General features: G+C 72.4%; 13 protein-coding genes. 7 read left to right on the top strand and 6 right to left on the bottom strand.

The features are described 5' to 3' along the window. Positions 1-28: 28 nt before the first annotated feature. The 6 genes from RM555_RS09115 to RM555_RS09090 are packed head-to-tail and all read left to right on the top strand — an operon-like array spanning position 29 to position 13,478. Entirely contained in the window at positions 29-5,920 is a 5,892-nt protein-coding gene (locus RM555_RS09115; RefSeq protein ID WP_311411322.1) for a non-ribosomal peptide synthetase, read from the top strand. After that, on the top strand, positions 5,917-7,161 hold the full coding sequence (locus RM555_RS09110; RefSeq protein WP_311411321.1) for a cytochrome P450: 1,245 nt from the start codon (positions 5,917-5,919) through the stop codon (positions 7,159-7,161). Before RM555_RS09115 ends, RM555_RS09110 begins: the two co-directional genes overlap by 4 nt. Then, positions 7,158-8,255: an alpha/beta fold hydrolase gene (locus RM555_RS09105; protein WP_311411320.1), complete on the top strand. Its 1,098-nt coding sequence runs from the start codon at positions 7,158-7,160 to the stop codon at positions 8,253-8,255. The genes RM555_RS09110 and RM555_RS09105 overlap by 4 nt, the downstream gene beginning before the upstream one ends. Next, entirely contained in the window at positions 8,252-10,036 is a 1,785-nt protein-coding gene (locus RM555_RS09100; RefSeq protein WP_311411319.1) for a non-ribosomal peptide synthetase, read from the top strand. Before RM555_RS09105 ends, RM555_RS09100 begins: the two co-directional genes overlap by 4 nt. Next, on the top strand, positions 10,033-11,772 hold the full coding sequence (locus RM555_RS09095) for a class I SAM-dependent methyltransferase (protein ID WP_311411318.1): 1,740 nt from the start codon (positions 10,033-10,035) through the stop codon (positions 11,770-11,772). Before RM555_RS09100 ends, RM555_RS09095 begins: the two co-directional genes overlap by 4 nt. Before the next feature lie 38 nt (positions 11,773-11,810). Then, on the top strand, positions 11,811-13,478 hold the full coding sequence (locus RM555_RS09090; RefSeq protein ID WP_311411317.1) for a PhpK family radical SAM P-methyltransferase: 1,668 nt from the start codon (positions 11,811-11,813) through the stop codon (positions 13,476-13,478). Here RM555_RS09090 and RM555_RS09085 read toward each other — a convergent pair. The 4 genes from RM555_RS09085 to RM555_RS09070 are packed head-to-tail and all read right to left on the bottom strand — an operon-like array spanning position 13,475 to position 21,467. Next, positions 13,475-15,310 (bottom strand): non-ribosomal peptide synthetase, encoded by a 1,836-nt coding sequence (locus tag RM555_RS09085; RefSeq protein WP_311411316.1) that lies wholly within the window; start codon positions 15,308-15,310, stop codon positions 13,475-13,477. The two genes, RM555_RS09090 and RM555_RS09085, sit on opposite strands and share 4 nt — an antisense overlap. Continuing rightward, positions 15,307-17,235, bottom strand: a complete 1,929-nt coding sequence (locus RM555_RS09080; RefSeq protein WP_311411315.1) for a condensation domain-containing protein — start codon at positions 17,233-17,235, stop codon at positions 15,307-15,309. Before RM555_RS09080 ends, RM555_RS09085 begins: the two co-directional genes overlap by 4 nt. Beyond that, positions 17,232-18,173: a TauD/TfdA family dioxygenase gene (locus RM555_RS09075; protein WP_132234368.1), complete on the bottom strand. Its 942-nt coding sequence runs from the start codon at positions 18,171-18,173 to the stop codon at positions 17,232-17,234. Before RM555_RS09075 ends, RM555_RS09080 begins: the two co-directional genes overlap by 4 nt. Positions 18,174-18,206: 33 nt before the next feature. Then, on the bottom strand, positions 18,207-21,467 hold the full coding sequence (locus RM555_RS09070) for a non-ribosomal peptide synthetase (protein ID WP_311411314.1): 3,261 nt from the start codon (positions 21,465-21,467) through the stop codon (positions 18,207-18,209). Positions 21,468-21,796: 329 nt separating this feature from the next. On the opposite strand from RM555_RS09070, the gene RM555_RS09065 reads away from it, so the two are divergent. After that, a complete protein-coding gene (locus RM555_RS09065; protein WP_311411313.1) occupies positions 21,797-23,302 on the top strand; it encodes an AMP-binding protein in 1,506 nt (501 codons plus the stop codon). 468 nt (positions 23,303-23,770) lie between these two features. On the opposite strand, the gene RM555_RS09060 is transcribed toward RM555_RS09065, so the two are convergent. Together RM555_RS09060 and RM555_RS09055 are read right to left on the bottom strand one after the other, a co-directional pair. After that, positions 23,771-24,751, bottom strand: coding sequence for a hypothetical protein (locus tag RM555_RS09060; protein ID WP_311411312.1), 981 nt, complete (start codon positions 24,749-24,751; stop codon positions 23,771-23,773). A gap of 271 nt (positions 24,752-25,022) precedes the next feature. Beyond that, positions 25,023-25,517 (bottom strand): SMI1/KNR4 family protein, encoded by a 495-nt coding sequence (locus RM555_RS09055; protein ID WP_311411311.1) that lies wholly within the window; start codon positions 25,515-25,517, stop codon positions 25,023-25,025. Positions 25,518-25,611 lie beyond the last annotated feature (94 nt).

The following is a 25,611-nucleotide window of genomic DNA, read 5'->3' as shown; positions in this document are numbered from 1 at the left end:
CGGCGTGGACCGGCAGAGGGGAGCGACCGTGCGGGAGCTGACCCAGCGGATCCAGAGCCTCACGCCCGAGCAACGTGGTGCGTTGACCAAGCGGCTGCGCGACCGGGGAATGGTCGGCCCGCTGGCCCTGTACGGCGGAGCCGCCGAGGGCGACGCCCCGGTGTCGTCGGCGCAGCGCCGCATCCTCTTCCTGCACCGGCTGCGGCCGGACAGCGCGTTCTACACCAGTGTCAACCCGTTCCACCTGGCCGGACCGCTGCGGGTCGGTGTGCTGCGGCGCTGCCTGCTCGAGATCGTGTCCCGGCACGAGATCCTGCGGACGACCTTTCCCGTCGTGGACGGGGTGGCCTACCAGCGGGTCCGGCCGACCCTCGAACCGGCGCTGCCCGTGATCGACCTGCGGGGCCTGAAGCCGGACGTCGCGCAGCGGGAGAGCGACCGGCTCGCGTCGATCGAGCGGCGCCGTCCGTTCGACCTGGGCGTCGACCCCCCGATGCGGACCAGCCTCGTCCTCCTCGCGGAGCACGAGTCGGTCCTGCTCGTCACGTTCCACCACGTCGCGGTCGACGGCTGGTCGCTCAGCGTGCTCGGGCGTGAGCTGGACCAGCTCTACCGCGCCTTCGCCGCCGGGCGACCCAGCCCGCTGAGCCCGCTCACGGTGCAGTACGCCGGGTACAGCCGGTGGCAGGCGGACTGGGAGAACAGCGCGGAGGCGCAGGAACAGCTCACCTTCTGGCAGGCTCAGCTCAGCGGCGCGCCCGAGGCCCTGACGCTGTACACCGACCGGCCACGCCCGGCCGTGCAGAGCCATCGCGGCGCGACCCACCGGTTCGCGCTCGGCGCCGACCTCACGCGGGCGGTGGCCGAGCTGAGCCGCCGCCGCGGTGGCACCGCGCACATGACCCTGCTGGCCGCCCTCGGTGCCGTCCTGCACCGGTGGAGCGGCCAGAACGACATCGTCATCGGTGGCGCGGTGGCGAACCGCCGGCACCCGGAACTGCACGACCTGATCGGCTTCTTCGCCAACTCCGTCCTGTTCCGGATCCGCCCCCGTGGCGGGCAGACCTTCGACGAACTCCTGCGCCACGTACGCGACACGTGCCTGGCGGCGTACGCCCACCAGGACGTCTCCGTCGACCTCATCGCCCAGCGGCTGTTCCCCGAGCGTGACCTCGGCCGTAACCCGCTCTACCAGGTCAACTTCACGCTGCACAACACGCCGCCGCTGGCCGCGTCGCTCTCCGACCTCACGGTGACGCTGCTGGAGACGGGCACCGAGTCGGCCCGCTTCGACCTGGACGTCAACGTCTGGGAGTCCGACCAGGGGCTGGAATGCCTGATCGACTACTCCACCGACCTGTTCGACGGAGCCACCGTCGCCCGGCTGGCCACCTCGTTCCGCGAGCTGTTGGCGGCGGCCACCGCCGATCCGGGTCGGCGCCTGGCCGGGTTGCCGGTCATGTCGGGGGAGGAGCTGCACCGGATCCTGTCCGAGTGGAACGACACCGCCGCGCCGGGCGTCGACGCGCCACTGCACGAGCTGGTGGAGCGGCAGGCCGAACGGAGCCCGGACGCGCCCGCGGTGTGCTGCGCCGGGAGCGTGCTCACCTACCGCGAACTGGTGCGGTGGGCGAACCGGCTCGCCCACCACCTGTGGGACGCCGGCGCCCGGCCCGGCGGCACGGTGGCGGTGCTGTTGTCGCACGCGCCGGACACGGTAGCCGTGCTGCTGGCGATCATGAAGACCGGCGCGGCATACCTCCCGCTCGATCCGCGGCAGCCGCCACTGCGGACCGGCGTCATGCTCGCCGACAGCGGCAGCGCCCTGCTCGTCGTGCCCGACGGCGTGCCGGAGGGTGTGGACCGCTCCGCACTGCGGGTGGTGAGACTGGACGCCGAACGCGCGTCGATCGCGGCGCGGCCGGCGGAGCCCCTCCCGGTACCGGTGTCGGCCGACCACCTGCTCTACCTGATGTACACCTCCGGCTCGACCGGCCGGCCCAAGGCCGCCCTGCTCACCCACCGCAACGTGGTGAACTACCTGCGGTGGGCCGCCCGGTACTACACCGTCTCAGCGGGGACCGGGGTGGCGGTGCACTCGCCGCTGGCCTTCGACCTGGCGGTGACCAGCCTGTTCGCGCCGCTGCTCGCCGGCCAGCAACTGCTCCTCGCCGCTGCCGAGCGCGAGGTGCCCGGAGCGGAACTGCGGGCCCTGCTCGACGAGGCCGACGATCTGAGCTTCGTCAAACTGACCCCGTCCCATCTACGTCTCCTGGTCGAGTCCGCCGCGGACGACGCACCGGCCCTGCCGTGCCGGACGGTCATCCTCGGCGGCGAGGGGCTGCGTGGGGAGGCGGTGGCCGGGCTGCGTCGTGGTCAGCCCGAGGTCCGGCTGGTCAATGAGTACGGCCCGACCGAGACGGCCGTGGCCTGCACCGCGTACGACGGTGACCAGGTCACGCCGTACGGCCGGGTGCCGATCGGCACGCCGATCAGCAACGCGCGCGTCTACGTTCTGGACGCCGCCCTGCGCCCCACCCCGATCGGCGTGCCCGGCGAGCTGTACGTCGGTGGTGCCGGGGTCGGTCTGGGCTACTGGCGCCGGGGCGCGCTCACCGCGGCGGCCTTCGTACCGGACCCGTTCGGCCCCGAGCCGGGCGGCCGGCTCTACCGCACCGGCGACGTCGCGCGGTACCTGCCCGACGGCTGTCTCGAATATCTGGGCCGCCGCGACGAGCAGGTCAAGGTGCGCGGCCACCGGATCGAGTGCGGGGAGATCGAGGCCGTCCTGGACAGTCACCCCGCGGTGCGCTCCAGCGCCGCGGAACTGGTCCGCCGCGACACCGGTGACGAGCAGATCGTGGCCTTCGTCTGCCTGGAGGGCCAGCAGACGCGGGACGGCGGGTGGGACCGTGACCGCGTCCGGGAGTGGCGGGAGCTCTACGAGGACACCTACCGCGACCTCGACGGCGACCAGGACCCCTTCTTCAACCTCGCCGGCTGGCTGAGCAGCTACTCCGGGCGGCCCCTCGACCCCGCCGAGATGCGGGCCTGGCTGGACGACGCCGCCGGGCGCATCCGGGGGCTGCGCCCGAGTCGGGTGCTCGAGATCGGCTGTGGCACCGGCATGATCCTCGGCCGGGTGGCCCCGACATGCGAGTCCTACCAGGCGACGGACAACTCGCCCGCCGCCGTGGAATACGTCCGGCGTGCCCTGCGCGACGTGGGCGGCGCGTGGTCCGACCGGGTCGAGACCTGGGCCGCGCCGGCCCACGAGAGTCTTCGGGCCGACGCGGCGAGCGCACCGCCGGACGCCGTCGTCATGAACTCGGTGGTGCAGTACTTTCCGTCCGTCGAGTACCTGCTGCGGGTGCTGCGCCAGGCCGTCGACGTGCTGCCCGACGGCGGCCACGTCTTCCTCGGTGACCTGCGCAGCCTGCCGTTGTCGGAGCTGTTCCACACGTCGGTGGAGGTGCACAAGGCCCCGGTCGGGCTGCGCCTGGGCGAGCTGCGCCAGCGGGTCCGGCGCACCGTCGCCCACGAGCCGGAGCTGTGCCTGGATCCCGCACTGTTCCGGGAGATCGGCGCGCGGTGGCCGAGGATCGCGCGGGTCCGGGTGCTGCCCAAGCGCGGCCGTCAGGACAACGAACTGGTCACCTTCCGGTACGACGTCATTCTCACCGTCGGTACGCCCGTCGCCGCGGAGGACCCCCCGACCCACGACTGGGGACCCGATCGCCGTACCCCCGCCGACCTGCTCCGCCTGCTCGACGCCGAGCGGCTCGACGCCGTGCGCCTGGCCGCCGTCCCGAACGCGCGCCTGTCCTGGGCCCGCCGCCTCAAGCGGTCGATGGACGAGCGGGATCCCGCCTCCTCCGCCGGTGAACTCGTGGCCTGCGCCACCGGTCTGCCGGCGGAGGGGACCGCCCCGGAGGACTGGTGGGAGCTGGCCGGCGACGGATCCGTCGACGTCGAGTTGAGCTGGGCGGCCGGACACGCCGAGGGCGCGTACGACGTCGTCTTGCGTCGTCGCGGGCCGATCGGGGCGCCTGGCCGGCCCGTCCACCGCCCGCCGGAGGAGTCCTGGGACGCCCGGCCGTACGCCAACGATCCGCTCTGGAGCCGGGCCTGCGCGGCGGCGATCCCGGAACTCGCCGGGTACGCGCGCGAGCGGCTGCCCGAACCCGCGCTGCCGGCGCGCTACCTGCCCGTCACCGAGCTGCCGCTGAACTCGAACGGGAAGGTCGACCGCGCCCAGCTGCGCCGCATGGCGGCGAACCCGGCGGTGCTGGAGAACGTCTGGGCGGTCCCCGCACGACCGCTGACCGAAACCGAGCGGGTCGTCGCCGACATCTGGCGCGCGCTGCTGGGCTGCGACGACGTCGGGCCGGAGGACGACTTCTTCGGGCTCGGCGGCCACTCCCTGCTCACCCTGCAGGTGGTGTTCAAGCTGCGCGGGCTGCTCGGCGTGGACGTGCCGGTACGGGCGCCGTTCGACCACCGGACCCTGGCCGACCTGGCGAGCTACCTCGACGGTCTGTCCGCCGCCGGAGACGACCTTCCGGCGTTGGTCGCGGTCGATCGGCGCGACCCGCTGCCCGCGTCCTTCGCCCAGGAGCGCCTGTGGTTCATGGCGCAGCTGCGTCCCGGCGACCACCAGTACAACGTCCCAGTGTTCGACCGGATCGCGGGCCCGCTGGACGTCCGGGCCCTCGCCGGGACCGTGGACGCGGTGGTCGCCCGGCACGAGGTGCTCCGTACCGTCATCGTGGCCGACGACGACGGCGTGCCCCGGCAGCGGATCCTGCCCGCCGCGCCGGTGCCGATGGCGCTGGTCGACCTGACCGCGCTGCCGGCCGGGCACCGCGAGGCCGAACTGCGGCGGCTGGTCGACCGGGAGTACCACCGTCCGTTCGACCTCGAGACCGGCCCGGTGCTGCGGGCACAGGTGGTCCGGCTCGGCGACGAGGACCACGCGTGGCTGTTGTCGATGCACCACATCGTCCACGACGGCTGGTCCTTCGGGCTGCTCACGGCCGAGCTGGGGGAGACCTACGCCGGCCTGGTGGCGGGGCGCCCACCCGATCCGACGCCGCCGACCCCGCAGTACGCCGACTACGCCGTCTGGCAGCGGCGGTCGTACGGCGACGGGCACCTCGCCGCCCAGCTGGACTTCTGGACCCGACGACTCACCGGCGTCCGCGAGCTGTTCCCGCGCCCGGCGGAGCGACCGGATCCGCCCGACGCGCGGCCCGCCGGGCGCAGCGTGCCGGTTCGGCTGTCGCCGTCGGTCAGCCGCGGCGTGCGGAGCCTCGGTCAGGCGACCGGTGCCACGCCCTTCATGGTGCTGCTGGCCGCGCTGGCGGCGACCCTGCACGACCTCACCGGTCAGGACGACGTCGCCGTCGGCACGGACGTGGCCAACCGGTCGATGCCGGAGACCGAGACCATGCTCGGCTTCTTCGTCAACCAGATCGTGCTGCGGATGGACACCGGGGGCGACCCCACCTGGCGGCAGCTGCTCGACCGGGCCCGCACCACCGTGCTGGACGGACTGCGTCACCACCAGGTGCCGTTCGAACGGGTCGTGCAGGCGCTGAGGCCGCGCCGGTCCGGCCGGCGCACCCCCCTCTTCCAGGTGAAGCTGGTGTTGAACAACACGCCGCGCCGACCGGCGACGCTGCCCGGCCTCGACGTCACCGAGGTGCCGGTCGCCTCCGACGCCGTGCGTTTCGACCTCGCGCTCGTCCTGCAGGACGAGCCCGGTGCGATGACGGGATTCCTGGAGTACGACACGACGCTCTTCGACGAGACGACCGTCGACCGGGTGATCGCTGACTTCACCGCGGCGCTGGACGCGATGATCCTCGACCTCGGCGGACCGGCCGGGACCAAACGGCAGCGGGCTGAGCGGCCGTGACGCCCGAACCCACCGACCGGGAGCTCGCGGAGCCCGATCTCACCGACCCGGCGACCTACCGCCGGACCGACTACCTGGCGCTTTGGCGGGCGGTCCGCCGCCACCGTCCGATCGCCAGACTCGACTCGCCCCGGTACGGCCCGTTCTGGTCGGTGACCACCCACGACCTGGCCTGTCAGGTGCTGGAGGATCCCGTCCGGTTCACCTCGACGCGCGGGATGCGACTGGGCGCGGACGAGGCCGCGGTGGGGGCCGCGGCCGGCCGGATGCTCGTCGTCGCCGACGGCGCGGAGCACGCCCGGCTGCGCGCGGCGCACGCGCCCTGGTTCCGGTCGAACGAGGTGGCGGCGATGCGGGACGCGCTGCGCCGGCGGCTCGAGACCGAGCTGGAACCGATGGTGACGGGCGAACCGGTGGAAATCGTGCAGCGCCTCGCCAGCGCGGTGCCCACCTGGGTAGTGGGGCGGATGCTCGGCACCGACGACGCGGACACCGCCCGGCTCGCCGCCCTCGTCCGCACGGCCTTCGCCGAGGAGACCGACCCGGCGGAGCGCACCTCGCGCCGCGCCGCCAGCGCACACGTCTTCGGCTACTTCGCCGACCTGCTGGAGAGCCGGCGGGCGGATCCGCGCGCGGACGTGGTCAGCGCGCTGGCACACGAACCGGACCCGGAGCGGCGGCTCACCGACGAAGAGATCCTGCTCAGCTGCGACGGTCTGGTCAACGGCGGGCTGGGCACGTCCCGACACGCCGTCTCCGGCACCCTGCTGGCCTTCGCCCGGCATCCCGACCAGTGGCTGCGGCTGCGGCGGGACGCCTCGCTCCTCCCGTCGGCCGTCGAGGAGGTGCTCCGCTGGGCGTCACCACCCATGCACCTCATGCGCACGGCGACGCGCGAGGTGGAACTGGGTGGTGCCCGCATCGGCGCCGGCGACCGCGTCGTGCTGTGGATCCCGTCCTGCAACCGCGACGAGTCGGTCTTCGCCGAACCGGACGCCTTCCGGATCGACCGGCGGCCGAACCGGCACCTCAGCCTCGGCGCGGGACCGCACTACTGCGTCGGGGCGTCGGTCGGCCGAATGGAGGTGCGCGTGCTGTTGCAGGTGCTGCTCGCCAGGGTGGACCGGATCGAGCTGCGCGCGGAGCCGGTACGCAGCGCCTCGACGTTCCTGCACGGCCTCGACCGGCTCGAGGTCGTTCTCCTACCCATCCAGCGTCCTGACAGGGAGGTGACGGTGTGACCGCCGCGAGGAGTGTCCCGCGCGACAGCGTGGAACTGGGGGTGACGCGGATCTACGAGGATCTGCTCGGCGTGGACGGGGTCGACGTCCACGCCGACTTCTTCACGCTCGGCGGGCACTCGCTGCTGGCCGTCCAGCTGCTCGCCCGGATCAAGAAGACGTTCGGGACGGTGGTGCCGGTCTCCGTGCTGTTCGAGCACGCCGACGAGGAGGCCGCCAGCGTCTCGGTGCTCAGCGATCTGGTCCGGCGCGACCTCGGCGGCGGGCAGCCGGACTCCCCGGCGGGCCCGGTGACGTTGCGGCGCGGCGGTGCCGGCGACCCGGTGTTCTGCGTGCATCCGGCCGGCGGCGACCTCCTCGCCTTCCGCGAGCTGGTCCGGCTGCTGCCGCCCGAGCGGCCCGTCTACGGGCTGCCGGCGCCGCCGGCGGACACCCATCCGTACGAGCCGGAGCTGGCCGACATCGCCGAACACCATCTCGCTCGGCTCACCGAGGCGCAGCCCGCCGGGCCGTACTCGCTGATCGGCTGGTCCCTGGGCGGGGTGCTCGCGGCCGAGATGGCCGGGCGGCTGCGCGGGGCGGGCGCCCGCGTCGACCTGTTGGCGCTGGTGGACAGCTACCCGGCCGAGGAGGACGAGGCGCCGGGCAAGACCGAGATCCTGTCGGCCTTCGCCACCCACCTGGGCGGCGTCCTGGGCCGGCCCTTCGCCGTGCCGGCCGACGACCTGCGTCCGCTCTCCTTCGGCGACGGCCTCGCCCGGGTCCTCGCCGCCGCCCGTGCCGCGGGTGCCCTGCCGCCCGGCACCGACATCACCGAACTGCTGACCTGGCTGACGCTCTTCCGCGCGCACGACCGGGCCCGGCGCCGCCACCGTGCCGTCCGGCCGGTGGAGCAGCTCCTGTTGGTCTTCGCGTCGGACGCCGACCCGCTGGAACGGGACCGTGCCGCCGACAGCTGGCAGCGGATCACCGAGCGTCCGGTGCGGCGGCACCTCGTACCGGGCGACCACTACACGATGCTGACCGAACCGCACGTCAGGGAGTTGGCCACGATCCTCACCGACGCTCTCCGCGCCCCGGCGGGGCGGTCATGACCGTCCTGCGCGCCTTCGACGACCGCTGCCGGGCCACGCCGGACGCCCCCGCCGTGGAGTACCACGGACAGGCCCTCACCTATGCGGCGCTGGACGCGGCGGCGTCCCGGCTCGCGCGGCGGCTGCTGCGCCACGGCGTGACCGGCCGGATCGTCGGCGTCTCCGTCGACCGTTCCGTCAACCTGCCCGTCGCCGTGCTGGCCGTGCTGCGGGCCGGCGCGGCGTATCTGCCGCTGGACCCGGCCTACCCGCCGGCGCGCCTCGCGTTCATGCTGCGCGACAGTGACGTACGGGTGCTGCTGACCCAGCCCGACATCGCCGAGCGTCTGCCGTCGCGGGCCGGCGTCCACACGATGTGGTTGGACGGGGAGCCGTCGGGCGGTGCGTCGTCCGGGCAGCCGTGGCCCACGGTCACCGACGACGAACTGGCGTACGTCATGTACACCTCCGGCTCCACCGGTGTCCCCAAGGGCGTGGCGATGCCGCACGGCCCGCTGACCAACCTCATCGAGTGGCAGCGCGGGGCGTCGGGCTGTGCGGAGGGCTCCCGCACGTTGCAGTTCTCCGCGTTCAGCTTCGACGCGTCCTTCCAGGAGATGTTCAGCACCTGGGCCGCCGGTGGCTGCCTGGTGCTGGTGGACGAGGACGTGCGGCGTGACCCGCACCGCCTGCTGCGTTTCGTCGACGAGTACCGGATCAACCGGATCTTCATGCCGTTCGTCGCGCTCCAGGCGCTGGCGGGCGCGGCCACCGGGCAGCAACGATTCCCCCAGGCGGTCCGGGAGGTCATCACCGCCGGGGAACAGCTGTACGTCACGCCGGCGCTGCGGCGCTTCTTCGCGGCGCTGCCGGCGGCCACGCTGGTAAACCAGTACGGTCCCTCGGAGACCCACATCGTGACGTCGATCCAGCTCGGACGCGACCCGGGCGAGTGGCCCGAGCTGCCGTCGATCGGCGCCGCGATCGACGGCGCCGGCATCGTGGTGCTCGACGACCGCGGGCTGCCCCTGCCGGTCGGCGCGACCGGGGAGATCGCCATCGGCGGGCGGGTGCTGGCCCGTGGCTATCTGCACCGCCCGGCGTTGACGGCGGAACGCTTCGTGCCCGATCCGCACGGTGCCGCCGGCGGGCGGCTGTACCGCACGGGGGACCGCGGGCGCCTCGACGCGGACGGCGTCGTCACGTTCCTCGGCCGCGACGACGGCCAGGTGAAGATCCGTGGCCACCGGGTCGAGCTGGGTGAGGTGGAGGTCGCGGTGAAGGCCGTGCCCGGCCTCGCCGACGCCGTGGTGGTCGCGCACGGCCGCCCGGGCGCCGAACGCAGGCTGGTGGCCTACGCCGTCGCCGGTCCGGGCGGGTGGCCCGCCGACGTTCGCGGGCAGCTGACATCGGCCTTGCCGGCGCACATGGTGCCGGTGGCGGTCGTGCCGGTCGACGGGTTTCCGACGACGCCGAGCGGCAAGGTCGACCGGGCCGCGCTGGCCGCCCGGGAGTTGGTGCTCAGTGGCACCGGTGCGGCGACTGCCGACGGGTCGGTCGAGGACGCGGTCCGCCGCCTGTGGGAGGACGTCCTCGACGCCGTCGACGTGGGCCCGGACGACAACTTCTTCCAGCTGGGTGGTACGTCCCTGCTCGCGGCGGTGCTCACCAACCGGCTCAACGAGGAGTTCGGCATCCAGGCGGAGCTGGAGACCTTCCTGCGGCACCCGACCGTGGCAAAGCTGAGCGCCTGGATCGGGGCGCAGCCGATGGCGCCCGCGGCCGGCGGGAGTGGCCGGTGAAGCCGCTCTGGACGGCCCCGATGGCCATGCCGGTGCGCACGCTCGCGTGGCGGCGCGACGACGTGCTGGAGGTGTCCTACCACGGCGGACGCGCCCTCCTCGGCACCGACGGCTCGCCGGCCGCCGCCGGGTCGTCCGGTGCCCCGCCCGCCGGGGATCCGGCGTGGTGCGAGCTGGTCGCCGACGGCGCGCGGCTCACCCTGCTGCTGGACGGCACGCCGCTCTGTGCCGCCACCCTCGACGGCCCGATCACCGCCGTCACCGCGGGCGCCGACGGCACGAAGGTCTTCGCCGGCACCACGGCCGGTACCGTGCACGCGCTGCGGCCGTCGCTGACGGCCGCCCAGGCCGCGACTCTCCTGGACGCGGAGCGTCGGCTGCTCGGCACGGTCGACGCGGGCACCCTCGACCGCGCCGCCCGGCTCTACGCCGCCACCGCCGGCCCGTCCTTCGCCGTGCACCGGATCCGGCATCTGCAACGCGTCGGCTCGGCGGGCGCCGGGGAGGGCGACGCGGCGGTCGTGGCGGTGGCCCGGGCGGCCGGGGCGGCCCTGCACGGCCACTCGTCCGCCGCGTACGAGGTGGGCCGCGCACTGCGCGACCGGGGCGAGCCGGGCGAGGCGGTCGCCTACTTCCAGGCGGCCACCGCGTCCGCGCGGCTCAGGGCCTCCGCCTGGTACGCCGCCGCGGAGTGCTTCCAGCAGGTCGGCGCCCCGGCCGCGGCGGCGATCGCGTTCCAGCAGGCGTCGCTCGGCGGTCCCGGCGAGGAGGAGCTCCGACAGCTCTACCACCAGGCCCGGCGCCTGCAGGAGCAGGGCCGCCCCGGCGAGGCCGCCGACTGCTTCGAGGCCCTGCTGGCCTGGGACGTCAGCTACCTCGACGCCCAGGCGCGGCACGCCGCCTGCCGTGCGGTGCCCGCCCCGGCCGAGGCACCCGGGTCGGCTCGGCGCACGCCGAGACCGGCGGCGCTGGTCGGGGAACTCGCCGACCGTGGGTTGCTCGACGCCGACGCGACCCGGCTGGACGCCTACGACGCCACGTTCTACCTCCAGTTCGAGAACACCGGGGTGACGGACACCGCGAAGAAGCAGCTCGAGTCGGTCGAGCTGCTGCACGCCCTCGGTCCCGTCGACCGTTACCGCACGTCGCTCGACGTGGGCAGCGGCACCATGCGCTACCCCCAGGTGCTCAGCCGGTACGGCGTCCGGTCGTTCGGCGTCGACCTGAGCGACGCCGGCGTACGGACCTGTGTCGACGGGCGGTGGCAGCGGCGGTTCGCGGTCGCCGACGGGACCTTCCTGCCGTTCCGGACCGGGTCCTTCGACCTGGTCAGCTGCATGATGGGCACCATCAACCACCTCTCGGCCGCGCAGCGCGGGCGGTTCTTCGCCGAGGCCCGGCGGACCCTGCGCCCCGGGGGCCGGCTGGTGGTGAGCGCGTGGCACCCCGACTGCCGGTTCCAGACGTTCCTGTCCTTCTACTCGCCCCGGGAGGTGGCCGAACTGCGCGGGCGGCTCACGCCGCCGGGGACCCTGGCGGGGGAGTGCGCCCGGTCGGGGTTCCGCGACGTCACGACCAAGAGCTTCTGCACGTTCCCGGACTGGCTGATCGCCGGCTCCAGTGTCTCCGGCACGGGCGCGGCGCACCTCTCCTGGCTGGTGGAGCTGGACGCGGAGCGCACCGGCAGGGACCCCGCGGCACCGAGTCAGATGTTCATGCTCTGCGCGCGCCGGTAGCGCGGCGTCGCGTCGGAGGACCCACGAAGGGACACACGATGCGGCTCGACTGTCTGATCATCGGCTACAACGACACGCCCTTCTCGCGTCACCTGGACCTGGTGGGCCGCAAGGGCGGCCAGGCCATCGAGTATCGGACCGCCCGCCACGACCACGTGCGCTTCGACGGCCAGCGGCTGCCGTACATGGACCTGCTGTCGGAACTGGACCGTCGCCGCTCCGGCGCGGGCGCCGGCCACGTCGGGTACCACATCGGCGAGGTCCCGAACCTCGCCGCCGTGTACCTGACCAGCCACCTGCGCCGGCACGGGTACGAGGCGGACTTCGTCTCGGCGTTCCGCCCGGAGCAGGACCGGCTGGCGGCCCTGCTGACCGAGCGAGACCCCGTGCTCACCGTCATCACCACCACGTTCTACGTCTCGCCGGGACCGGTGATCGAGCTGGTCGAGTTCGTCCGGGAGCGCAACCCGGAGACGATGGTGGTGGTCGGCGGGCCGCTGGTCGCCAACCTGATCGTCGATGCCGACGCGGCCACGCTGCCCTGGGTGCTCGCCGAGATCGGCGCCGACGTGTATGTGCACGACGGGCAGGGCGAGGACACGCTGCGTCGGCTGACCGCCGCCGTCCGCGACGGACGGCCGCTCGAGGACGTGCCGAACCTGCTGTGGGTGCGGGACGGGGAGACGGTGGTGAGCACCCGCCGGGTGCCGGAGAACAACTCGCTCGACGAGTGCGCCATCGAGTGGGGTCAGTTCGACGGTGCCGACCTGGGACCCGTGCTCCAGACCCGGACAGCGCGCAGCTGCGCGTTCAAGTGCGGCTTCTGCGACTACCCCATCCGGGCGGGCGCGCTGTCGCTGGCCTCGCTGGAAACGATCGAACGGGAACTCGACGCCATGGCCGAACTGGGCGCGACGGACGTCGTCTTCATCGACGACACCTTCAACGTGCCACTTCCGCGCTTCGTCGACATCTGCCAGCTCATGATCCGCAAGGGGTACGGCTTCCGCTGGTACTCGTACTTCCGGTGCGGCAACGTGCGGGGCAGCGACATGTTCGACCTGATGGCGCGCAGCGGCTGCGCCGGCGTCTTCCTCGGCATCGAGTCGGGCGACGACACGGTCCTGAAGGCGATGAGCAAGTCGGCCAGCGTCGACCGGTACCGCAACGGCATCGAGCGGCTCAACGAGCGCGGCATCATGTCGTTCGCCTCGTTCATCGCCGGCTTTCCCGGCGAGACGGAGCGGACGGTGCAGCACACGATCGACTTCCTCAACGACGTGGCGCCGACGTTCTTCCGGATCGAGCCGTGGTGGTACAACCATCGGGCCCCGATCCACCAGCAGGCGGCGAAGTATGCGCTGACCGGCCGGGACTTCCGCTGGCGGCACGCGACGATGGACTCGGCGGGCGCGTGCGACGCCGTGGACCGCGTCTTCGCCGAGGTGACGGAGTCGTTGTGGATGCCGATGTGGAACTTCGACTTCTGGGCGTTGCCCTACCTGCTCGGCCGAGGGTTCAGCCCGGAGCAGGTCGTTCGGCTGCACCGGCTGGGCCGTGACCTCATGGTCCTCAACGACGGTGAGGACGCCGGCACCGCGGCGCGTCGCCGGGTCGCGGAGCGGGCCCTGGTCGACTGGTACGCGGGCGTGGACTCGCGGCCCTCCCGGTACGGCTCGGCCGCCGGGTCGCCGACGCTGCGCTAGCGGGCGGCGCCGTCCAGCGTCTCGCCGAGGCTCCGGGCGACGAGGATGTGGGTGTACCGCAGCTCGATGCCGATCGCCCGGCACCGGGCGGCCAGCTTCATCGCGGCGATCGAGTCGCCGCCCAGCGCGAGGAAGTCGTCGTCCGCCGACAACTCGCTCAGCCCCAGCACGTCCCGTACGCACCGCAGGAACCGCTCCTCCCGACTCTCCGGCTGCGGGTCGGACGGCTCGGCCACCGGTCGGGGCGCGGGGGCGACCGCCAGCGCGGCGAGGGCGGCCCGGTCGAGCTTGCGGTTGGCGGAGAGCGGCAGCGCGTCCAGTACGACGAACCGGTGCGGCAGCATGTAGTTGGGCAGCCTCCGGGCCAGGCCGGCGCGCAGGGCGGCCGGATCAAGATGCCCGTCCCGTTCGGGTACGACGAATGCGACCAGGGCGTCGCGGGGGGAGGCCACCTTGACGACGGCGGCGGCGCGTACCTCGTCGGACGCCCGCAGGCAGGCCTCGACCTCGCCCAGTTCCATGCGGTGCCCGCGGATCTTGACCTGGTCGTCGGTCCGTCCCACCACCACGAGCCGCCGCCGGTCGTCCAGGCGCACCAGGTCGCCGGTCCGGTACGCCCGGGTACCGTCCGGCAGCGTGACGAAGTTCCGTTCGGTGAGCGTGGGGAGGTTCAGATATCCGCGGGCCAGGCCGAGCCCGCCGATCAGCAGTTCGTCGGTGTCGTCCGCGGTCGCCTCCGGCTCTCGGGGACGCACCGTGAGCAGGGTGTTGGGGATCGGGCCGCCGACCGGCACGGGATCATGGGCGGCGTAGTCGTCCAGGTGGAACCCGGCGGATTCGTCGAGGCGCAGGAAGCAGCGCCCGATCACCGTCTCGGTCGGTCCGTAGTGGTTGTAGACGACTGATCCGGGAAAGAGGCGGCGCAGGGTCGACACCTGGTGCGCCCGGAGGATCTCGCCGCCCACGACGACGTACCGCGGCCCGGGTGGTGGCGTCCGCCCGCCCGTGGCGGCGTCCAGCAGCTCGGCGTGCGACGGGGTCACCCGGACGAGGTCCAGCCGCGAGTCCTGGAGCAGTCGGGCGAGGGCCTCGTGGTCGGCGTCCGGCGGCGCCAGCGCGAGGCTCCCGCCGGTCACCAACGGCAGGTAGATGTTGGTGGCGGAGAAGTCGAACGCGATCGAGCTGTGCAGCAGACTGTGCACCGGGTTGCCCGGCGAGAACTCGGCCATCAGCCACCGCACGTAGTTCGCCAGCCCTTGGCGCTCCACCATAACGCCCTTCGGTCGCCCGGTGGAGCCCGAGGTGTACATCACGTACGCCAGGTCCCGTGGGCCGGCTCCGGCTCCGGCCCCGAGCCTCGCCCCGTCCCCGTCCCCGTCCCCGTCCAGGGAGACCAGGTCGTACGAGCCGCCGGCCATCGGGCCGTGCCGCCCGGGTCGGGTCAGCACGATCGACGCGGCGGCGTCGTCGACCATGAAGCGCAGGCGGTCGTCGGGTAGCGCCGGGTCGAGGGGCAGGTAGGCGCCGCCGGACTTCAACACGGCCAGCAGGCCGACGATCAGTTCGGGGGACCGATCGGCGTGCAGGCCGACGATCCGTCCCGGGCCGACGCCGAGGTCCCGAAGCCGCCGGGCGAGCCCGTCGGCGCGCCGGTCGAGCTGCCGGTACGTCAGGTGGGTGTCGCCCATGGTCACCGCGGCGGCGTCCGGCGTACCCGCGGCACACCGCTCGATCAGCCCGACCACGTCCGGGATGGCGGCGGCACCTGCCGTCGTCGCGCTGGTCGGCGCGGACCCGGTGCGGGACGTCGGCGCCTCGGTCGTCTCGGTCATCTCGACTCGCGCTCCAGGTCGGCCAACATGTCTGCCAGCTCGCCGTCGGTCCCCGCGACGGCAGGCCGCGCGGTCAGTTCGGCCGCGAGCCCGGCGACCGTCGGGTACAGGAAGAAGTCGGCCAGGCTGAGCGGTGCCCCGAGACGCTCCTGGATGAGGGTCACGACGACGGTCGCCAGCAGGGAGTGCCCGCCCAGCACGAAGAAGTTGTCGTGCCGGCCGATGTCGGGGCGGGCGAGTACCTCGCTCCAGATCGCGGCGATCGCGGCCTCGGTCGCGTCCGTGGGGCCGGTGCCCGCGACCCGCGTCTCGACCCCCTCGGCGGGGTGGTCGGGCAGGTACGCGGGCGCCAGGGTCCCGTCCGGGCGCCGCCGGACCAGCCGCCCGGTGCGGGTCCGCCAGCCTCCGCCGACGACCCACAACTCGCCGGGCATACCCACCGGCGTCGGCAGCCCGTGCACGTCGACGACCTCGCCGTGCAGGTCGTCACCCGCGTCGGGTCCGGCAAGCGCGGCGACGTCGAGCACCTGGTCCAGCGCGGCCCGGGTCACCGGAGCCGGTGGTGCGCCGGCCGTACGGTCACCGCCGGGCGCCAGTTCGCGGACCTTCCGGTCCGGGTCCCGGCCGAGGTCGGCGAGGATGGCCAGCCAGCAGTCGGCGAGCGCCACGACGGACGAGCGTGCGAAGAGATCGGTGTCGTAGTCGATCCGCCCGGCGAGCCGCTCCCGCGTCCGGGTGACCGTGCAGACCAGGTCGTAGGTGGAGTTCTCCCGGTCGACCTCGCGCAACGTGCCGGTGGCACCCGGCAGGGTCAACTCAGGGTCCGCCTCTGTGATCATCTGGAACACGACCTGGAAGATCGGGTGGCGGTCCGACCGGCGTGCCTCGCCCCGCGCCGCCACCACCTGCTCGAACGGGACGTCCTGGTGCTCGTACGCGTCCTGGCAGGTCTCCGAGGTGAGCCGGAGCACCTCGCGGGCGCTCCGCTCGCCGTCCACCCGGATCCGGAGGGCGAGCATGTTGACGAAGGCGCCGATCAGCGACTCGATCTCCGGCCGGTCGCGTCCCGAGGCCGTTCCGCCCACGACGATGTCCTGCTGGCCCGTGCAGCGGTGCAGGAGGATCGCGAATCCGGCGAGCAGCGCCATGAAGACGGTGGCACCCTCCGCGCGGGCGAGTTCCCCCAGACGCGCGGTGACGGCGGTGTCGAGGGAGAAGCGGTAGCTGTCACCGCGGTAAGCGGGCCGGGCCGGTCGGGGACGATCCGTGGGCAGGGCCAGCTCCGTCGCGTCCCGCAACTGCTCCCGCCAGTAGGCGCTGCCGCGTTCCCAACGGCCGGCCCGCATCAGCCGGTTCTGCCAGGTGGCGTAGTCGGCGTACTGCAGCCGTGGTTCGGGCAGGAGCGCCGGCTCTCCGGTCCGATCGGCACGGTAGAGCGCCGCCAGCTCGGTGAAGAAGATGTCGACCGACCAGGCGTCGGCGATGATGTGGTGGAACGACGTCAGCAGTACGTACCGGCGCGGACCGGTGTGCAGCAGGGTGAGGCGCAGCAGCGGGGCGCGCGCGAGGTCGAACACGCGTACCGCCTCCTGGTCGGTCAGCGCCTGCACCAGTCCCGCCGGCGACGGCGCGGCGTCCCCCGACAGGACGTCACGGACGTCGACGACGCGCAGCCGCGGCTCCCGCTCGGTGATCAGCTGACGCAGGCTGCCGTCGACGACGGCGAAACAGGTCCGCAGGCTCTCGTGCCGGCGCACGGTCCGCCGCAGTGCCCGATCGAGCGCCGCGACGTCCAGCTCACCGTGCAGATCGAGGGCCCGGGTGATGTTCTGCACCGCGCCGTCCGGCACCAGTTGGTCGAGGAAGTGGATGCGACGCTGCGCCGAGGAGGCCTCGCTCGAGACGACCGGACCGGCCCCGCTCATGACGCCGCTCCGACCGTCGGCACCGGTTCGGCCATGGCGACGGCGATCCGGCGCGGGCCCCGGAACGGCTCACGCGCGTGGGAGGTCAGCATGTTGTCGATCACGAGCACGTCGTCGCGCTCGTAGTCGAATCGGGTGCCGGCCGCGCGGTAGCAGTCGCGGACGTGGCCGATGACGTCGTCGGGGATCGCGCCTCCGTCGCCGAAGTAGCTGTTGCTGGGCAGTCCGTCCTCCCCGAACATCTCCAGCAGCCCGGAGCGGACGTCGGGCCCGAGGGTGGTGACGTGGAAGATGGCGGCGTGGTTGAACCACACCCGCTCCCCGGTCTGCGGGTGCCGGTGCACGGCATCGCGGACCGAGGTCGTGCGCAGCCATTGCGGGCCGCGCCACTGCGCCTCGATGCCGTGCTCGGCGCAGTAGCGGTCGACCTGGTCACGGTCGGTGGTGTTGAACACCTCCTGCCAGGGGAGGCCCACGTCGGGAGTGAAGTTGCGCCGGACCATCCACCGGCGCCTGGCGAACTCCTCCAGCACCGTCGGGTCGAGCTCCCGCAGCACGCCGCGGGTGTCGGCCAGCGGGGTGGCGCCCCGCTCCAGGGGCGGCTGTACGCAGTGGAAGTACAGCGTCATCGGCCAGGAACTCTGGTAGGAGTTCTCGTTGTGGAAGAAGATCTCCTCGGTAGGTGGGTAGTCGGTGGAGGTGTAGATCCTCCCCTTGATCGTCGACCGGGGTGAGGAACGCTCCGTGTAGGGCAGCGGATCACCGGACAGCGCCCGCACCGCCGCCTCGAGACCGTCGACTCCGCCGACGTCGAAGGCGCGGAGCAGGACCGCGCCGTTGGTGCGTAACCTGTGCCGGATCTCGGGGCGGTCGGCCGCGATCCGGTCGGTGAGCCTCTCCGCGGGGCGGTCACTGCGGATGACGTACGGAAGGTCCACGGCCTCTCCTTCAGCGCCGGTCGGCGAGCGGGATCACGGCGTTCCGTCAGCGGGGTGACGGACGACTTCACGGGCCACCGGAACGATCTCGTCCAGCCGGGCGAGGTCCCGGTCGGGGCGCTCGTCCTCGGCGTCGATCCTCGCGGCGACCTGCGCGATCGTCGGTTGGCGGAAGAACTGCCGGAGGCCGTACTCGATGCCCCACTCGGCACGCACGCGCGCCACGAGCTGCATGGCCAGCAGGGAGTCGCCGCCGGCGACGAAGAAGTCGTCGTGCACACCGGTCCGCCGCCCGCGGAGCACCCGCGTCCACAGCCGAGCCAGCCGCCGCTCGGTCTCGGTACGCGGCGGCGTCCCGGTGCCCGGCAGGGGGATCTCCCGGCCGGGGCGACCCGCCAGGGCGCGGCGGTCCGTCTTACCGGTCGCCGTGGTCGGTAGCGCGGGCAGCAGCACCAGACGATCGGGAAGCATGTAGTGGGGAAGTGTCGCGCGCAGCGCGGCATGCCAGTCCCGCGTCTCGGCGGTCTCGGCGGCGGCGACGAAGGCATGCACCCGCCGGTCGGTGGGATCGCTGTCGTTTACGACTGCCACCGCGTCCCGGACGCCCGGCAGACGCCGCAGGGCCGCCTCGATCTCGCCCAGCTCGACCCGGTACGCGCGGATCTTGACCTGCTGGTCGGCCCGGCCGAGATACTCGATCCGCAACCCCTGCGGCGTCCGGCGGAAACGCGCCCGGTCGCCGGTCCGGTACATCCGGGCGCCGGGCAGCGGGCTGAACGGGTCGGGCAGGAAGACCGACGCCGTCCGGCCGGGATCGCCCAGGTATCCGCGAGCCACCGTGGGGCCGCCGACGAAGATCGTGCCGGGCATTCCCGGCGGCACCGGCCGCAGCGCCGGGTCCAGGAGATGGACCGTCATTCCGGGCAGCGGTTCGCCGATGAGCACGGACGTGTCTTCCGGCCAGTCGGGCGGGCAGACGAAGTAGGTGCTGTCCACGGTTGCCTCGGTGAGCCCGTAGCAGTTGACCACCGCAGTGTCCGGCCCGCCGAGCCGCCGGAGGCGGGCCAGCTCGTCCGCGGGTACGGTGTCGGACCCCACGATGACGAGCCGGAGCCCGCCGAGGCCCTGGCCGCTGCGCTCAAGGTGCCCGGACAACGCCCGCAGGACGGTCGGTACGAAGTCGGCGACATCCACCCGTTCGTCCCGGATCAGGGCGAGCAGCCGGTCGGGCGAGAGCAGGAACTCGCGGGGGCAGACCACCAGCTTCGCCCCGGACGTGAGGGACCGGACGAGTTCCCCGAGGAAGCCGTCGAAGCAGAAGTTCGCCATCTGCAGGTGCGACCGGATCCGCCCCCGGAGCCCGAACGCGTGTTCCCACGCCAGGCAGGTGCCCAGCAGGCCACCGTGGGTCGCCATGACACCCTTCGGCTGTCCGGTCGACCCCGAGGTGTAGATGACGTAGCTCAGCTGCCCGGCGGCCGTGGTGCGCGGCGGCCGATCGGTCGACAGGTGGCCGAACGCCGTGTGGTCCGGGTCGACGGTCAGCACGTGCCGCCGGTCGTCGGCGAGGTCGCCGGCGAGCTGCTCCTGGGTGAGCAGGACGGTCACGCCCGCGTCGGCCAGGATCGCCTCCCGCCGGGCGGCCGGCATGTCGGTGTCGACCGGCACGTACGCTCCGCCGGCCTTCCAGACCGCCAGCACGGCGACGATCGTCTCGACCGAACGCTCCATCAGGATGCCCACCCGCGTCTCGGGTGCCACCCCGAGCTCGCGCAGGCGGTGCGCGAGTTGGTTCGCCCGCCGGTCCAGTTGCCCGTAGCCGAGCCGTACGCTTCCGCAGACGACCGCCTCGGCGTACGGGTCAGCGTCGGCGATCCGCTCGAAGAGATCCAGCACCGACGTCGCCGCCGGCGCGACGACGGGCGCCCCGGTCGACGCGGAGGCGACCACGGACCGTTCCGCCGGGGCGAGCACGTCGAGGTCCTCGATGTCCGCGTCCGGCCGCTCGCACATGCCGACGAGCACGCTCTGCCAGTGCCCTGCCAGACGGTCGATCGTGGCCCGGTCGTAGCTGCTGGCCCGGTACCGGGCGACGAGCTCCAGGGCGCCGTCGTCCTCCACCACGTCGAGGGTCAGGTCGAGCTTGGCCAGACCGAGCTCGACCTCCCTCAGTGAGGCCCGCAGTCCGGCGAAGGAGTGCCGCTCGCCGGCGCCGGCGACGTACTGGAACAGGATCTGGAAGAACGGGCTGTTCTCCAGGTCCCGCCCGCCGCCCAACGCGGCGACCACGGAGTCGAAGGGGACGTCCTGGTTGTCGTACGCGGCGAGGCAGGTGTCGCGTACCCGGAGCAGGGCCTGTCGTACGGTCGGCGCGCCGGACAGATCGGTGCGCAGCGCCAGGGTGTTCAGCAGCGGCCCGACCATGTCCTGGACGTCCGGATCGTCGCGCATCGCGATCGGCGTGCCCACCGTGATGTCGCCGCGTTGCAGGTAACGCGACACGGTGATCTTCAAGCCGGTCAGCAGCACCATGAACAGCGTGACCCGCTCGGCGCGGGCGAGGGCCCGCAGCCGCCCGGCGAGGTCGTCGGCGATGGCGTACCGGGCGTGTCCGGCGGCGTGCCCGGCATCGGTCCTCGCCCCGCGGTCCGGTGGCACGCGGGAATCGCCGGGGATGCCGTCCAGTCGACCGCGCCAGTAATCTAGCTGACGGTCATGTCCGGCGCTGTTCCGCCATTTCTCCTGTCTCGCCACGACGTCCGAGAACTGCGGCCGAGAATGTGTCGGACGGAATTCGCCATTCTCCGCGAGGGTGGCGTACAGATCGCGGAAATCGCGGAACACCACCTGCACCGACCAGCCGTCGGAGACGATGTGGTGCACGCCGAACAGCACGATGTGCCGGTCGGTTTCCGTGCGGATGACCGCCGCCCGGAACAGCGGGCCACGCTGAATGTCGAATCTGCGATGCGCGAGTCGGTCGACCAGGCCGCCGGCGGTCGTACCGCGTGCCGGGTCCGGAAGCGCGGAAAGGTCGATGAACGGTATCGCCGCCGGTTGGTCACCCGTCGACGTGTCGATGGCCGGCTGGCCGTCCTCGTCCCGGAATCGGGAACGCAGGATGCGGTGCCGGCGGACGACCCCCTGCAGCGCCCGGACCGCTAGCGCGGGGTCGAGCGGGCCCGACAGGTCAATCGCCGAATAGCTGTTGTAGACGGGGACGCCGGGCGTGATCTGGTCCAGGAACCAGAAGCGCCGCTGGCTGGCGGAGACCGCCTCCGGCCGCGACGGCACCTCCGTTCCTTCGTCCGAACGCTGCATCAATCGGCCTCGCGAGTCCTGATCGCCAACAATTCATGAGGTGGACGTTAATTGGCTGGCGGCCACTCGGACGCCGCTATCGGTCGTGCCGCCGCTGAAATCGCGGTGCACGATCGTGAAGACCGACCCAGTACAACAAGGCCCGCCGAGTTTCGTCAAGCGCCTGCCACGGCACCCTTGCCAAGATCTGAAAGCCGCCATCAGGCATTGGCGCTAATCGACCATTGGCGGGGTCGGCATCGGCTGGACGCGAGCGTTGGGGGCGGCTACCCTGACTTGTCTGCGGAGGCTCGGGGGGCGACGTGGAATCGATCCGGCTCGTGGGTGCGGACCTCGCCGTCGGCGAGCCGATTCTTCCTTTGCTGGACGCCTCCTTCGGCCGTTTCGGGGAGCGGCCCGCCGTGTCCGATCCCGGCGGCTGCCTGACCTTCGCGGACCTGGACGCCGAGACCCGCTCACTGGCGGCGGAGCTGCGGGCGGCCGGCGTCGGCGCGGCGGAACCGGTGATCATCCAGACCGCCGCGTCCCGGTGGGCGATCGTCGCGATGCTCGCCGTGCTGCGGGCCGGCGCGCAGTACGTGCCGGTCGACCGGTTGTTTCCCCGCCGGCGGCAGGAGGACGTCATCGTGGCGAGCGGGGCGACCTGCCGCATCATCGAATCCGAGCACCCCGACGCCGGACTCCGGATCACGGGCGCCGCCGCGGGGTCGTCCGGAGCGTCCCCGCGCGCCCGGCCGGCGGGGGAGTCCCCGGCGTACACGTTGTTCACCAGTGGCTCGACCGGTACGCCGAAGGGCGTGGTGGTCACCCACGACGGCCTCGGATACTCCACCCGCGCCCGCATCCACTACTACCCGGAGGCGCCGTCGGTCTACCTGCTCTGCTCGTCGGTATCCTTCGACAGCTCCGTGGCCGGCATCTACTGGTCGCTGGCGACCGGGGCGCACCTCGTCATCCCCGGCCGCAACCCGCTCGACGCCGAGGCCATCGTGACGGCGGCGGACCGCTTCCGCGGCTCCCACCTCCTGCTGCTGCCCACCCTCTACGAGGCGGTACTGGACACGGCCGGCCCGAAGCAGCTCACGAGCCTCAGCACGGTCATCGTCGCGGGGGAGCCCTGCCCGCCGCGCCTCGTCGGCCGGCACTTCGCGCGGCTCCCCGGTGCGGCGCTCTACAACGAGTACGGACCGACCGAGGGCACCGTGTGGACGATGGTCCACCGGTGCCGTCCGGCGGACGCGGGCTCGTCCGACGTGCCGATCGGCCGGCCGATTCCCGGGACGACCGCGTACATCGACCTCGACGGCGAGCGGACCGGCTCCCGAACCGGTGAACTGCGGATCTCGGGCCCGGGCGTCGCAGCCGGATACGCGACCGCGGCCGGTGGGCTCGCGCACTTCCCGGACGTCGAGGGGGCGCGAACCTATCGGACCGGCGACATCGTCAGCCTGGATGCCGAGGATCTCGTCCACTTCGTGGGCCGCCGCGACACCCAACTCAAGATCGGCGGTATGCGGATCGAGCTGGCGGAAATCGAGCAGGCGATCGTACGGCGCGTCGGCGGGCGACCCGCCGCCGTCGGCATCGCCCGCCGAGGCTCGACGGTTCCCAGTCTTGTCGCCTTCGTGGCCTGTGCCGACGCCCGCGAGAGCCTGCCCGACCTGCGCCGGCTGCTCCGCGACGACCTGCCTCGCGGCGCCCTGCCGAGCCGCTGGGAGGCGGTCGAGGAACTGCCGAGACTGCCGAACGGCAAGCTGGACCGGGCCGCGGTCGACCGGATGGCCGCCGACTTCCTGTGTCGCCCGTAGGGCCCGCTGCCCCGCCAGCACTGCTGAAGCACCCAAGGGGCCAGGTTCACGGCCCAAACATCCGCACGAAGGTCTGTCCCAGACGATCCCAGCGAGCTCATCTGTCGTACGCCGTCGGTCTCCGCCGGGGCGGCGTAGCAGTTCGCGGTCGAGACGCCACCGCCGTGCGCGCGGGAAACCGCGGCAGGAACTGGGCACCGGGACGTGTTCGTGCACACCGTGATCGCCGCTGATCGCTCTGACCTGCCGCTTCATCTGCGTCCTGGATAAAGCGGCACCTTGGTCTCTTGATTTCGCGTCAAGCGCTCCAGATGTTGCCAGCTGTCACTACGTCGGGTGTTTCGACGAGCCTGAATGCGGCCGGGTCGTCGGCGCTCCCTGGTCTGGTCGTCACGAGTTGACCGGTGGACAGTGGAGCAACTTGTCTTCGCGTCGGCGGAGAGGGCGACGTCGGCCTGGCTCGGGCGACTACCTCCTGAGCAGTTCGATGAGCGTGGTGTCGGCTTGGGCCAGGATCGGCGGGCCATACAGCGGTGTGGCCAGGATCCGTCGGCAATGGTCGAGTTCGATGTAGACCACGTCGCTGGTGATCGTGGCGTCCTGTAGGGCAGCGAAGCGGTCTGCGGCGACTGAGCACTGCTCAGCGGGGCGCAGCACTGCCAGCTTCCGCTCGATGGCCACCCGCCGCTGCTGTGGTAGGAGCAGTCCGTACGCGAAGGTCCCGGTTGGCCGGGGCGTTCCCTGCTGCTGCGCTGGCACCCGGTACACGCACAGACGTACCTGGGACGGGAGCGACACCCGGCCCGGCCGTGGGAGGAGCCTCGGGTCCCTGGTCTCGGTAGCCACCACGTCTGACCAATCCTGGTTGCACCCGGAGGCGGCCGCTCCGGCTGACACGACCTCCCGTACGACCTTCTCCGAGACGGAGGTCAGGCGCAGGGCTCGCACCGCCTCTGATACCTCGGGGCGCGGCCTGCGGCAGCTGTCCGTCGGTAGTCCCGGGCGGATCCACTGCCCTTGCGCGTCGAGTAGCAGCAGGTTCGGCACCCAGGGCATCTCCAGGGTGCAGGCTTCGACGGTGGTCGTGTCATCGGGTAGGCGCAGTGCGGCAAGAAGCGCCGTCACGTCGGTGGCCCGGCCCTCGGTGAGGACCAGGTCCTCACCGAGGTCGGCGCGTCGCTTCGGCTCGAGCTGGCAGTGAATCGCAGCCGCCACCGTGAAGTCGGTGCCCAGGCGGGGCAGGGCGAGGGCGTCGGGCGGGCGTCCGTCGTCTGCTACCGGAGCGTCGACCGCTACCGGAGCGTCGACCGCGCAGGAGGTCCACGCGGATCGGATCGTTGGCTTGCCGGTTGCCGCAGCGGACCGCGGCGCCTCCCGCCCATCGGCGGGTGCCTCGGCCGCCGTGGGCGCACCCGCACATGCGGCCAGTCCGGCCAGGGTAATCACCACGGCGAACCCTCTGACGAATACTCGCATATCGCTCCTTGGTGATCGAATGCATGCAATTCGTGTACCTCTGAGACGATGTGGTCCGCGATGCGGTTCCCAAGCAGCTCCCGGGCCTTGCTTGAGTGGCGGCGGAGCGATCGGTCGCCGTCGTCGTCGTCGGGGTCGTGCGTCAGCATGCTCCAGTCGGGTGCCGTGACCAGCGCTTTCTTTGCCTTCAGTGACCGTCGCGCATCGCACACCCAGTGCCGCAGAGTAGGTGCGGATCCCGCGATCAGTCGTCCCCGTCGTACTCGGATTCGTCGATGAGTCCTGCCAGGAAGGTCTCGAAGTCGGGGGCGAGGATCGTGATCTGGTAGTTCCACTCCTGGTCGACGTGCACGACGGTTGGCTGACCGGGGGAGCGGTAGTCGAGGGCGACCATGTCGTGGCCTGCGGAGGGGCAGTCGGCGATGTAGATGCCGATGTCGGGGTAGCCCCATTCCGTTATCCAGAACGCGCTGCCGAGTGCGCCGCACAGGCTGAAGGAAGCAGTTCGACCTATCGCCGCCAGTGTGTATACACCTACGTGGTCCTTAGCCCAGGAGGTTCGGCCAGGCGTGGGGTGGGCGTCACGGGCCAACGATCCGCCGTTGTGTCGACGGGCCAAATCGACGTACGCGGTGGGCAGTATGCGACCAAGGCGTACTTCGACCTCCCGCAGAACCTCGTCGGTGAGCGGGCCTTCCAGCGGGCCGGAGGTGTCGAAGACCGTCGCGGGCTCGAGCACGCGCTGACGATAGCCGGTTGGCGCCAGTGGCAGGAGCGGATCCAGCGCCGCAGCTGCTCGTCGTCAGTAGTGGCGCGGTAGGTGCGCCGACCCC

Source organism: Micromonospora reichwaldensis, assembly GCF_031845925.1.
Classification (GTDB): Bacteria; Actinomycetota; Actinomycetes; order Mycobacteriales; family Micromonosporaceae; genus Micromonospora; species Micromonospora reichwaldensis.
Note: the sequence above shows the minus strand (reverse complement) of the source record. Positions and strands in the feature narration are given on the sequence as shown.